7 protein-coding genes and 1 pseudogene are annotated in these 13,226 nt (G+C 54.9%); 7 read left to right on the top strand and 1 reads right to left on the bottom strand.

Annotated elements, in window-relative coordinates; all coding sequences use genetic code 11:
• Window positions 1-165 precede the first annotated feature (165 nt).
• The 5 genes from B2G88_RS18675 to B2G88_RS18655 all read left to right on the top strand — a co-directional run bounded on the left by B2G88_RS18675 (window position 166) and on the right by B2G88_RS18655 (window position 6,222).
• Entirely contained in the window at window positions 166-1,944 is a 1,779-nt protein-coding gene (locus B2G88_RS18675; protein ID WP_087715646.1) for a double zinc ribbon domain-containing protein, read from the top strand.
• Entirely contained in the window at window positions 1,944-2,738 is a 795-nt protein-coding gene (locus B2G88_RS18670) for a hypothetical protein (RefSeq protein WP_054862127.1), read from the top strand. The genes B2G88_RS18675 and B2G88_RS18670 overlap by 1 nt, the downstream gene beginning before the upstream one ends.
• Before the next feature lie 232 nt (window positions 2,739-2,970).
• Window positions 2,971-3,786 carry a zinc ribbon domain-containing protein gene (locus tag B2G88_RS18665; RefSeq protein WP_087715645.1) on the top strand — a complete coding sequence of 272 codons (816 nt, stop codon included), beginning with the start codon at window positions 2,971-2,973 and terminating at the stop codon, window positions 3,784-3,786.
• A 12-nt stretch (window positions 3,787-3,798) separates the two neighbouring features.
• Entirely contained in the window at window positions 3,799-4,515 is a 717-nt protein-coding gene (locus B2G88_RS18660) for a Stp1/IreP family PP2C-type Ser/Thr phosphatase (protein ID WP_054862129.1), read from the top strand.
• 198 nt (window positions 4,516-4,713) lie between these two features.
• Window positions 4,714-6,222: a serine/threonine protein kinase gene (locus B2G88_RS18655; protein WP_054862130.1), complete on the top strand. Its 1,509-nt coding sequence runs from the start codon at window positions 4,714-4,716 to the stop codon at window positions 6,220-6,222.
• A 92-nt stretch (window positions 6,223-6,314) separates the two neighbouring features.
• Here the strand turns inward: B2G88_RS18655 and B2G88_RS18650 are convergent, their stop codons facing one another.
• The gene (locus B2G88_RS18650) at window positions 6,315-9,449 is read right to left on the bottom strand and encodes a protein kinase domain-containing protein (protein ID WP_176393303.1); all 3,135 of its coding nucleotides are present in this window, start codon (window positions 9,447-9,449) and stop codon (window positions 6,315-6,317) included.
• 627 nt (window positions 9,450-10,076) lie between these two features.
• Here B2G88_RS18650 and B2G88_RS20210 point away from each other — a divergent pair.
• A pseudogene (locus tag B2G88_RS20210) lies at window positions 10,077-10,886 on the top strand (PH domain-containing protein); the annotation flags it as partial.
• A 255-nt stretch (window positions 10,887-11,141) separates the two neighbouring features.
• The gene (locus tag B2G88_RS18645) at window positions 11,142-13,115 is read left to right on the top strand and encodes a serine/threonine-protein kinase (protein ID WP_245835461.1); all 1,974 of its coding nucleotides are present in this window, start codon (window positions 11,142-11,144) and stop codon (window positions 13,113-13,115) included.
• Window positions 13,116-13,226 lie beyond the last annotated feature (111 nt).

The raw sequence follows: 13,226 nt of genomic DNA, 5'->3' as shown, positions 1-13,226 counted from the left end.
ACAATCGATGAAGTACACACGTATTTCGACGACTAAACAGGGGGGAACCGGCAGCCGAACGAGAAATACACAGAGTCGAGACTGTGTGACTCCGCTATCAAACGCAGATGCAACGGGAATCTCGGACGCAACAACTGACTCGAGTGCGGGAGAGGAGGTCGCACGATGACGATCTGTCCCGACTGTGGGACCGAACTCCCCGATGCGGCAAATTTCTGCCGCGACTGTGGCTGTTCGGTCAGCGAGAGTTGCCCGAGTTGCGGTGACAGCGTTTCGGCAAGTGGGTCGTTCTGTCCGAGCTGTGGTGAGTCCCTCGACGCACGGTCCGATAACAAATCGACAAACGATTCTGAGTCAGGTCCAATCCAGTTGCGGCCAACGGAACTGGCTCGACGAGTAGACGGTGCGGCGCTACAATCTGGCGGTTTCCTAAACCGACTGCGTCAGAAAGAGGAGATCAGCATCGAAGAGGGAACGCGGGCACTCCTGCTCGAGGACGGTTCGGTGACCGAAGAGATCGGGCCAGGGAACCACACGCTTGACTCACTCGGGCAGAAGATCGTCGATTTCCGCACTGGCCAAGATCGATCCGTCGTGTTAGTTCCAGATGGAAACACGGTCTTGACCCTACCGATTGAGGGCGTCCGGACGGCGTCGGAGTATCCCGTCGATGTGACCGTCGAACTCGTCTTCACTCTCGAGGATACCGAGCAGTTCTTCACCAGCATGGTCACGGATCGGGATGCGGTTACAACTGATACGCTTGAGCGGTTGCTCGGCGACGCCGTTCGGGGGGAGTTGGCGGCGACGCTTTCTTCATACGAGCATGAGGAATTGTACGGAAATCGCGAACTGACGGCAACGCTGCAATCGGATGTCGCTCAGCAGTGTCAGGCGATTTTCGAGCGCAACGGACTGGCGCTGGTCGACCTACGGTCGTTTGAGTATGAGGATGACCGAGACGAGATTCGCGAGGGGAAGAAAGACGTTGAGATCCGTGCCGAGACGGAAGACCTTGAGGACCGCCGCGCGGAACTCGACCGTCGCGAACGCGAGCGTGACACCAGCGATACGGTCCACGACGAGAAACAGCGGGTCCGGCGCGAAACCACGAAACAATCCGCTGACCACCAGATTGAGACCCAGGATCTCGAGTACGACCACGAGAAAGACGACATGCAGCGCCGGCACCGACATACAGCCGAGCGCGAGCAAGTCGAACACGAAGAACACGCCAAGACCACGCGCAAGGAGAACGAAGTCGACCGCCGCGACCTTGAACACGAGCAGGACATCACCGAAATCGAAGATCTGATCGACGTCAAGTCGAAGAAAGACCAACAGAAACTCGACCGCGAGCAACGCGAGCAAGACCTCGAGATGGAAAAGGAGCGCCACGAGGTCGAAGTCGAGAAGGAGCAACTGGAAGCCCGCGACGACGTCGACCTTGGTACGCTCGCGAGCATGGATGGCGTTGATGAGTCAGTTGCGGAGTTAGCTGAGATGGAAAAGGCCGGGAATCTCTCGCCCGCCCAACTCGAAGCACTGGGTGCCCAAGATAGCGACGAACTCGCGAAGGCCCGCCAGGAGGCAAACAGTGCCGAGAAAGAACGCCAGCGCGTCGATGACCAGAAGGAATTCCGTGAGGAGATGAAAGAGATGATGGGCGACTCGATGGATCGGATGCAGGAGACGACTGAGTCGGCCATGGATAACATGGGCGAGACTGGCCGCGCGGCTGCAGAGGACACGTCAGATAATGTTATTATTCCGGACGCAGGTGGCAGCAGCGGCGGCGATACCACCATTGTCCAGGGTGGTGACGGCGGTGGTAGCAATAGCGGCAGCGGCACCACCTCCGAGACGGATGTCGTCTGTCCCAGCTGTGAGACGGCGGTACCGGCCGAGAACGATTTCTGTACGAACTGCGGGGAGAACATCTGATGCAGGAAGCAATCGATACCCACCGAGAGACGGCCCTCGAATCACCGTATTCGCAGGACCGACAGGAGGCAATCGAATCGCTCGCGACGCTGTATCCGACGGCTGACGAGCGCGAGCGACGCCGCATCCTCGAGACGCTGCGAACGACAGTGACCGACTCGACGGGACGCGCTGAGCGGGAACTCGCACGCAAGACGCTGCAGTCGCTTTTCGATCGGGATCCAACCGTTGCTGCGTCGGTCGTTGTTCCGCTCTTCTGTACGCTTGCCGAGGACGGAACTAATACGAGCGAACGACTCGACGCCATCGATACGCTTCGGGGATTGTATCCTGAGATCAAGGCAACCGAGCAAGAGCGTATCGGCCAGACGCTCGCTGAAATCGCTGGAAATGCCACGTACGAAGACGAGCGACGACGTGCACGTCAGCGATTACAGGATGTTACTATCGAAAATAGTGCTGGTAGTGCAGGTACTGGTTCGGGCACTGATGAAACGGAGACCGACGACGTTGGAAACGCCGTTGGCTACCTCGGAGTCTCGCTAGCCGAGCATCTCGAGGCCGCTGCCGGAGAATCACCGGAAGCCTGCCACCAGCGAGCAACAGAACTGCGCGACTTTCTGGCGGCTAATCCAGTCTCTGATGCCGCCTACGATGAACTCTATGAGGAGGTCGATGGGGTCGTCGAGCAACTCGAAATTGTACCCGCGGACAACTCCCTTGCTGAGGATCGCCAGAAACGCGTGCGTGAACTTGCAACGCGCATCCGGCGACTGCACGAACGGAGTGGGTGAGAAGACCGTGAGACCACTCGATCACGTTAGAACGGGCGCGACCGGGTGCTTGTTTGAACAGCAACGCATTTTGGAGTCCGTGACTCTGGTGGGCCAATTGTGGCGGTTGCAACGACAATCACCACAGTGCCGATGTGGCAGAGTAGCGCGACTGGGATTCCATCATCGGCGAACGTCTGCTGGAGATTCCGTAGTTATTAATGGGTTGACTTGTAAACATGGGTGGTAATCGATGAGGGGGTACGTAACAATCGATTCGTCGGATACGGGGAAAATTTCTGTCGAATCATGGACAGAGGTGTATCGCGACCCTGAACGAGGCGAACAAGTCGTTGCCGAAGTAGACGGTAAAGTCGTGCCATTGGGTGTCGCTGACATTACTGTCTCTCGTAAAAAGGGAGATACCGCGCCAGTCGCGTTCAAGCCACGCGAGGAACGGATCGAGATTCACAACAACGGGAACTCTAACGGCATCACCGTCACTTCGAAAGGTATGGAGCGAGAGGTCGCCAACGGACGTATTGAGACGGTCTCGAGCGACGCTACGATCTCGATTGGCTACCAGACTACGTTACAGTTGACGACCGAGCGAGATGCGAAATTTGTCAACACCGGGGACGGGAAAATCGTGGTGGGTGAGGATAACAGTACTACCGTCGGTGACGACAACGTCTTTAACCGTACGGACATCGGTGGCGAAGAACCGGCCGAGGTCGGCGACGATAATGTCTTCAATCGCTCGAGCATCGGAAGCGAGTCGAACCCGTCGGATACGATCTCGGTCAACAATCAGACGTCTACTCCCGAACCGCAACCGGGGTCCGAAGAGACCACGAGCGATACACAGTTTTGCATCAAATGTGGGAGCGAGATCAGCGCCACTGCATTGTACTGTCCTAACTGCGGGTACGACCTCGGTTCGAACCAGCCATCGGAACCGGGTGGCGATACAGCACCGTCCGAAACCGCCACGAAACAGTTCTGTCAGGTTCACGATCTGGCCTATGAGGATGCCTGTCCGCACTGTGACCCAGCAAACTCTAATTAATACCTCTGTGATATGAACGAGACTTTTGTAACCCGAACTGACGTCGGCCGTCAACGCGAACACAACGAGGATACCCTGTTTGGAACGCAGCTGACAGATAATACGAAACTCCTCGCGGTCGCTGACGGGATGGGCGGCCACGCCGCTGGCGACGTCGCGAGTCAACTGGCAATCGACACGCTCGAAGAGACGCTTGGTGGCGATTCGATACCACCACGGACCGAGTGGAAGGATCTGTTGGAATCAGCAATTGTGGACGCCAATCGAGCGATCCACGACCAGTGTAACGAGCGTTCACGAATGGGAACAACAGTGGTCGTTGCACTCGTTCGGAGCGGTGAGGTACTCCTCGCGAACGTTGGCGACAGTCGGGCATACACCCTCACCGAGAGTTCAATCGAGCAGGTAACCACTGATCAGTCGTTAGTCCAAGAGTTGGTCGATCAAGGGAAACTCACGTCGGAAGAAGCTGCGGAGCATCCACAGCGAAACGTAATCTCACAAGCACTTGGAACAGATGAGACGGTTGAGCCAGATTTTTACGAAGTTTCTGGAGCAGACACGCTATTGCTCTGTTCGGATGGGTTGACCGAGGAAGTCGCCGACGAAACAATCCACGAACTCATCCACGAAGCGCCGACACTCGCAAAGGGCGCTGACCTGCTCGTTGAACGAGCGAACGAAAACGGCGGAAGTGACAATGTGAGTGTCCTCCTTAGTTCACTCTGAGAGAACGCACTGCTCGGTGACTGCTTCTATTTCAAGTAATCAAACAGCGAAGGTTTGCGGTAGCAGGGATGTTGCGTCTTCTGACCGATCATCACATCCAATCTGCTCTATCTTTGAGACATTAATTCACTAATAACTCGCTGTTGAAAATTCAGATAAAGATTAAAGATGGTTCTCTCAGTATTCGAGAACAGAGATATGTCTTCGGGGGTACACAAGGATTTACGTCCGGACGTTGCTGATACCGATCCTGTCCGGATCGACGCTGACTTCACAGATTTCGAAGAACTCGAGGCGATTGGATCAGGGGGGAACGCCGATGTCACCAAGGTTCAATTCAAGGGTGAGGGGCCTGACATCTGTGCGCTGAAACAGCCACGAATGCAGGGGACACTAGACGTCGAATCCCTTTCACAGTTCACTGCAGAGGCGGAGACGTGGGAGAAACTCGACGACCACGATCACATCGTCAGCGTGCTCGGTTATGAGAGTCAGCCGCTCCCATGGATTGCACTGGAATACATGGATGGCGGCAGTCTCGATGCGCGACTCGGCGATCTCGAGCCCGCAGAAGCGCTGTGGATCGGCGTCTGCATCGCTCGTGCGGTCCGTCACGCTCACAGGCGAGGTATTGCCCATCTCGATCTCAAACCGGAAAACGTCTTGTTCGCAGAGACGGAGCCGGGTTCGTGGGATGTTCCAAAAGTCGCTGATTGGGGACTTGCGAAGATGCTGCTTGAACACTCTCAGAGCATCGAAGGACTGTCGCCACACTATGCCGCCCCCGAACAGTTCGATGACGAAACCTACGGGCATACCGACGACTACACAGATATCTATGCAACTGGTGCGGTTGTGTACGCCGCGCTCGTCGGCGAACCACCGTTTACTGGATCTGCCGCGACCGTCATGCATGACGTCCTCGAGTCGGAACCGATACCACCCAGTGAACGAGTTGATGGTCTCCCCGAGGGAACCGACAGCGCGCTCATGCGCGCACTCACAAAGGACAAATCTGATCGGTACGAGTCAATTCTTGACTTCAAACGCGAACTCAACCGTTTGCTCGAGTTGGCACTCGGCAACGACCCGGCCGAATCGATGGCAGCTCCTCGAAGTACACCTTCACAGAACACCAGCGACTCGACATCAGCGTCCACTTCAACTCAGCGCGGTACAGTTTCATCAACCGATCAGGCCGGCACGAACAGTGGAACGACGATAACGAATCCTGGTGATCCATCGGTTTCGAATAATGACAAAGAAACAGACAGGCGTGATACAACCCGTCCCAATACGGGAGCTGACACCGGTGTTGAACAACCGAACTCGCGTTCTACGTCCGAATCGCCCTCGCAACAATCACCAACCGAACCCACGCCAGCACAACGCGTTTCGTCAGCAGTAATCGAGACCGATTTCGGTACGCTTCATACGCATCATATACTATACGGGTCGTTCCCGGCCTTCATCCTTGGCGGCGCAAGCGGCACTGACGGCGGTGCAGTGATCATACTTGGTTCTATCATCGGATTCTTCTACGCTTGGAACAAGGAGATGGTACTGTTTCAACAGAGTGAGCGGATCGAGTGGTCGCCGCGGCGCTACCTCTATTACATCGGCCTTATCGCCTATGCATTGACGTTCCTATTATATCTCTATCGGCGACGCAAAGCGGTTGGTTTGTTCGGAACGATTGAACCGTAGCACCACCGTCAATTCAGCAGGTGAACCGTCTCCAAGGACTACGTCGGGACGGTCTGGACGAGTCGGTTCGAGACCCACCGGCGAAAGACCCCTCAACGCTGGGGACTCGCGTCGTTGACCAGCGATTCAAAGAGCACTTCTAATTCCTGCTCGAGGAAGGCGACGTTCTCGTACCTGTCCGCTTTCTCCGGGGCCAGTGCTTTCAGAAGCACGTCGTCGAGTTCTGGTGGTACGTCTGCGAGTTCACTCGGAGGCGTTGGCGTTCTCTCCGGTTCGTTCTGCAACACCTTGTACCGGTCACCCTCGTACGGCAGCGTTCCGGTAAACAGTTCGTAGAAGACGACTCCGAGTTGATAGATATCCGTCTCGAGATCGGTGTCGCCAAAGATATCGGGATCAAACTGTTCCGGAGCAGCGTACTGCGGTGACAGTCCTTCGACGGCATCCGGACGGTCGAGCAAATGATTCGCTAGCCCCCAGTCGGCCACTTTGGGAATGTCCCAGTATCCATCGACCGATTTGAAGAGGATGTTTTCAGGTTTGATGTCGAGGTGGGTAATGCCAGGTCGATGAGCATGTTTGATCGCTCTGGTGACTGCTAGTGCGGTCCACAACGCGTGCTCAGTCTCGAGTTGTCCGACGCGGTCACCGAGATGACCGCCGTCGAGATACTCCATTGCGATCCAGGGCAGCGTGTGCATACCGTGATCGAGGACGCTGACGATATGAGGGTGATCGTCGACTTGCTTCCAGTTTTCCGCTTCGTCTCTGAATCGGTCGAACAGTGCCTTGTCGACTGTTCCTTCAGGAACCTGGGGCTCTTTGAGGGCGATATACTGGGTTTCATCGCTATCCAGCCTGGCTTTGTGGACGGTCGCGTTTCCACCCGACCCAAGCACCGTCTCTTTCTCGAGTTGCATGTAGTCTATCTCGTCGGGAAGCGATGCCTCAATCGAGTCAAATATGTCGTTTCCGGGTGCGCCGGCGGCCTGTGAGGTGGAGTTGATGCTCGAGTCCATATGCTCCCGGTGGGTTGTGCCAGCCGCATCCTGTTCGGGTTCTTGTAGGGATTTCGATCCGGTCCCAATACCCAGCGAGGTGCGCTGGGTCGTCTTCGCGTTCGCTTCGGTGAGGTCTTGGAGGTACAATAGACGATCATATTCGGTCTCGACACGCTCGCGGACAGTCTCGGTCTCGTTCGTCACGTTTCGGAACGTCTCGAGAGCAGCGTCATACTCGTCGGCGTCGAACTGGTCGATTCCCAGCCGGATACGTTCCTCAAGCAGTGTCGTCTGTGTTTCAACGTATTTCTGTTCGACTGCGTTGTACTGTTCATCAATGGGTTCATTGTTAACGTCGTTCCACTCTGCGACTGTATCGCCGAGGTCCCCAAGAGTTGTCATCGCGTCCTCATAATGGGTGGCTGCAGACGATTCGTCGCCAACTTCGAGCCGCTCGTTACCGTTATCGACGAGCGCAGATGCCCCGTCCGAGCGAACGGTAACATACGCTTTGCGTGTATCCTGCTCGATGATCGCTCGCTCTTCCTCGCTAAACGCATTCGTCTGATCGATCCGCGACAGTGCACTTGTGAGGATTTTGCTCGCCTCCTCGTACTCGTCCGGTTCTCTGTCGACCGCGTCGTTGATCTGTCGGACGATCAACTGTCGTTCCCACTCTCCCTTGTGATCTCGGGCGGTCCCTATCAGGTCTCCCAGTGAGTCTCGATTCCGTTCGCTGGGGGACCCGTCGTCGAGGTGCTGTAAGAGGTCGGTGGCGACGGTCTCTGCTCGCGAGATTGCGTCTCGATACTCGCCATTTTCAGCAGCTTGTCTCCCCGAAGCGAGCAGGTAGCGTGCTCTTGCCTCGGGCCAGGCAAACGCGCCGTCGCACTCACCGGTCCCAACACCCACATCGAATTTCGTCCTAATCGTCTGCTGGGCTGCGTGGTGAATCCGGTCAGCGAGATCCCGATCAGCACTCGAGAGCGCCTCGGCATTGGTCCCTAGTTTGTGCTCGAGTTGCTCGATCTGCGAGCGTTTCTGACGTAGCGTCTCAAACAGCGTATCGCAGCGATCCAGGTCACCGCTCCAAATCGCGTCGTCGAACGTCGACAGATGGGACTCGTATTCGGCGACGATGTCTTCGAGTTCGGCTTCGGTCTCTGTCGCCTCGAGGGTAGCTATCGCGGCGTCAATGTCATTGCTCGACATTGGTAGCGAGTACTTGAGGCCGTGTTCCCGCGCTGTGTTTGTACAGTCGCTTGCGACCGACTTTGCTCGACGCAGCGATCCTTTCGCCTTCTCGTAGTTGGCTGCATCGCGGTTCTGGCGGTACTCCTCGATGAGTTCCTCTTGTCGTTGGATCAGGTCTTCGAGTTCTTGTTTGGCCTCGTGTCGCTTCAGTTTAATCTTCAAATTCTCGATTCGAGCACTGGCAGGAACGGACTCCGGAATATCGTAGTTCTTGTGCAGTCGCTGGCACCGATCCAGCTTGGCCTGTGCAACGTCGATGACCAGCCGTTCGACTTCGTCGTAACGGTCGTCCTCGAGTGCAGCTTCGGCATCTTCGATGGCGGAGTTGAACTCCCTAGAAGTCTCTTCGAATTTACGTTTCCGCGCCTTGAGCCTGTTTTTCCGGGCACGTATCTCGGATGTGATTTGATATCCATGCCACGATGATTCGACGACTGCGACGAGAGCGGGAAGGACGACAAACGTGAGCGCTAGCGACATAAACAGGCCTTCTCCCGTTTCAGCGTCGAACAAAACTGGGACATTCGCCGCCATTTCACCGGGATCAGTGGAGCCGTCAGTCGAGGATGAATCCAGCAGTCCGAGTGCGTCGAGCGGTTCGATTATGACGAGGAGGACAAGCAACAGCGGAACATACACCGATGCCATGCCGGGCCACTCGCTTATTGGTTCGAAGAGGAACGGGGCAACCACGAACAGGCCGACCGCCTCGAGGACGCCAGCGACGAGTATGTAGGCGATGACGACGGTAGTGACGGTGACGGTGACGTCGGCCGAGGATTTCGACCGTCGAACGACACTTAGCGTTCGCGTCATCAGGAGCACTGAACCGAACACGAATAGCGGGACTAGGACGAGGAACTGTCTTGTCGACTCAATCTCGACACCGGCGGCGAGGCCGGCAAGCACGGCGACGGCAGCGAGAACAGGAAGACCAATCCACCAGCAATAGCCGGCCGTGCTCGTTGGCATTTGGTCCGGCATCGGCTCTGCGGTGAGATATTCGATGAGAGCGAATGCGAAATAGCCGACAAAAACGACGACTATCACAAACAGGAAAACGATCATATAGAGTGAGTGAACGAGTCCGTTCTCCGTGAAAATAAGCTTGATAATCCACTCGAGCATAAAACCTGGAATGCCAACAATGAGTAGCCAAATCATCGCCGCTAGGAGGACAAATGGAACTGTAATTGGCGAAAAGATACTATACACAAAGTGCGTGATATCGGCAGTGAACCAGTGTTGATCGCGTTCGTCGATCCCCATATACAGGATAATTGGAAGTACGGATCTATTTATACTTTCGATGAAATTATGATAATCGGCAAAGTCAGCATTACAGGGCTCTGGGGGGCTTATTTCCGTTCTTTAATATGAGCTTCCATTAATATAAGTATAAATGATAGATGCTCCATCGGTTTGCAGAGAATCATTTTCCGGCAATACCTGGTGGACAGGTCGTAACAGTCCCCGCACGGAACACACCTATGGGAAGTCAGTCTCGCAGTCGATTTGCTGTTCTCTCGATGTAGCCATCTAATAACTTATCACAAAGTAAAGTATTATATGTAGCAAATCTGAATAGGTGATATCACTATGACTGAAACGGACAGTGCATACCGCTATGTCAAATGGACGGTCGCGCTGTACTTCGCGTCGTGGATCAGTGCTGTGATTGTTCCTGGACTAGTGCCTCTACTGGGTGTCATGTTTCTTTTCGGATTACCTGTTGCGGGATACTATATCGCTACAGACAAGCAGCAACTCAGCCAACACTCAAACGAAGTCACTGAGCGACATTGGATCATCACACTGACGCTGACCTTTCTAACGATTGGTTTCTATCCACTATATTATCTGTACGCTCGAGATGGAGTCGATGACGATACAGATTCGTCAATGGAATCATCGGTTGAATCGTTCTCGAAAGACGTTCAGGACAAGCCACAGCCAACGCCCTCAACACCAGAAGAACTAGCAGCGGCTGCGAGCGGGACAATACAATCGAAACAACTGACACATACTGGTGGGTTCCTCACTCAACATCTGTACGATAAACCCCCGATCAAGATTTTTGAACCTGCGGAGCGTCCCGAATTTTTCTTCAGGAATCAGACAAAAGGATTTCGAATTACGAAGCCTGGCGGGCGCGAGGTAACGCCGCATCATGTCTCATTTAGCGACGATGAGGAAGGAAGTCGGCATCTTATCGTCACGAACGAACGTCTTATCTATCTCATTGGCAGGAAAAAGGGAGACGAAATCCAGTACTTTGACTACGAGGAAATACAAAATCCGTCCTCGAAAAAACCGATATTTTTCGATAAGCTATCATTCGAACTCGACGATGGAACCCAATATAGCTTTGCACCGCAGGAGAATCAAGATGAAGTTGGCGAAGCAAAAGAATATATACAAGAGCAAATTCTGGAGGCGAAAATCGGCGGATACAAGGTAGCAGACAACTGCTATCAGGAGGGAAAGGACGCCGAACGTACCGGCGACTATCATCTAGCATTGGAACACGCCGAAGTGGGTCTCTCCGAATTAGAAGATGTTGAGGAATCAGTACACCTCGTTTCTACGATAGACCAATCGGAGATATTCGACCTGAGGAAATCACTTTCGGAAGTGAAGTTTACATCGCTACGACAAATCGGAGTGAAGGCGTTAGCAGACGGCAAATACACGGCATCCAAGGAGTCACCCTCCGCTGCACTGCCATCTATACGGGAGGCACTCAAGAATCTCAACGCCGCAGTCGACTGGGCTAAACAGCCCAATCTGAGGACACACGTCAAAGAGGTAGAAGATCAATGGGATACCGCTCGAGAACTCGAGTTCGATCTGCTCTCGACGCTGGTTGAGAACTCACTCCAGCGAGCGACGGACGAAGCTGACCATGGAAACTACCGGAACGCCGTCGAGCATGTTCGGAGCGCGAACGCATCACTGGACCAGGCTGTCGAACATGCGAACGAACACGACTACGAAACAGAACCGTACCAGCGGTTCCGCAAGCAACTTGTCGAAAACGGATCAGATTGGGAACAGAAAATGCTGGTTACTCGTATCAACTCGGCTCTCAATGCGGAGCCAGCTGGATACGACGACGCATTGGAACAGTTAGGCTCCGTGTTGGGACAGTTCTCGGAAGTTCGATTAGTCGACGATCATCAGCTGGACTTCCTGAAACAAGAGGCACGCGAGGCGTACCTCTCGGTCAGTATTCAGGGTACAACGTACCTGCTCGAGGAAGGCGAGCGGCACCTTGAGTCCGAGGCATACGCTCGTGCGACAGATGCATTCGACGAGGCAGCTGAGGTCGCTGCCACGGCCGCTACGAGAGCTAAACCGTGGGACGACATCGAGACGGATGAGTTGACTGCAGTCGCTTCGATGGTTGAAACAAGGAAAGCCGAAGTAGAAGTCACTCGGATCAACGAACGGATCGGTGATGGCATCGCGGCGTTCGAGGACGGATCGTACGAATCCGCATATGAGACGTTCACAGCTGTCGGCGAGGAGACTGTTGAGATTCAGGGCGAAATCGCAGATCCAGACGACGCGGATCAACTCGCTCACCTCCAGAGCGTGGCAAGCGACAACGCTCGCAAAGCACAGCGTGCGTCACTGGGAATCGGAACTGAAAATCCCACGATGAGAGAGCCGAATCAGGTCGCAACGGTTGCGCTCGAGCAGCCGGACGCCCGCCACCAGTCCAGCGGTGCTCGGATACAGGCGACGGAAACGATTGTCTCGGCAGTCGGTTCGACGATAGCGACCGAGATCCCTGGCGCACCAGACCTTGAGTTCGCATACGACCGACTAGATCGGGATGAGTCTATTGGCAGAGGGGGTAATGCCGACGTTTATTGCGCGACTGTCACAGTCGACGGTACTACTCACACGGTTGCACTCAAAGAGCCGCGTATTCAGGGAACGATCGGTACCCAAGTCGTTGAGGAATTCACACAGGAGGCCGAGACATGGGCGAAACTCGACGACCACGATCACATCGTTGGCGTAATTGACTGGGGGTCACAACCGTTGCCGTGGATCGCCATGGAGCACATGGACGGCGGCCATGTTGGCGATCGGGCCGGAGAAATGCCGTTTGATCACGCGTTGTGGACGGCGATCGTCACGGCAGAGGCAGTGCGACACGCTCACCGACGGGGCGTCGCCCACCTCGATTTAAAACCCGAAAACATCCTCTTTCGATCGGTCACAGACGGTTGGGATGTCCCGAAAGTAGCCGATTGGGGACTCTCGAAACACCTGCTCGAGCACTCCAAGAGTATCGAAGGATTGTCTCCACACTATGCAGCTCCCGAGCAGTTCGACGATAACTACGGGTCGGCTGACGATATTACGGATGTGTGCCAACTCGGCTCAGTCTACTATGAATTGTTCACGGGCCGGCCGCCGTTCGAGGGACAACCGGCTCGTGTGATGAACAAGGTGCTCACAGAAGCGCCGCAGCCGCCGAGCGAACTCGCAGATGTCCCGCCGGAACTCGACGAGATTCTGTTAACAGCCATGGCAAAAGAGAAGGTCGACCGGTATGAGTCGGTTCTCTACCTGCGGGACGCGCTGCAGGAACTATACGATGACCAGTATCAGCAGGAGTAGTCCTGCTTTGGTGACTTCCTCCTCGCCATGAACGGCGGGATTCTTTCCTTGAAGAAAGATCGCTCTCAGTAACAGATTTGGAGGAACTGGAAACAAGATTGACCACGTACC

Origin of the sequence: Natronolimnobius baerhuensis (genome assembly GCF_002177135.1) — an archaeon.
Lineage (GTDB): Archaea > Halobacteriota > Halobacteria > Halobacteriales > Natrialbaceae > Natronolimnobius > Natronolimnobius baerhuensis.
The sequence above is the reverse complement of the archived record's forward strand: the minus strand, read 5'-3'. Positions and strand labels throughout refer to the sequence as shown.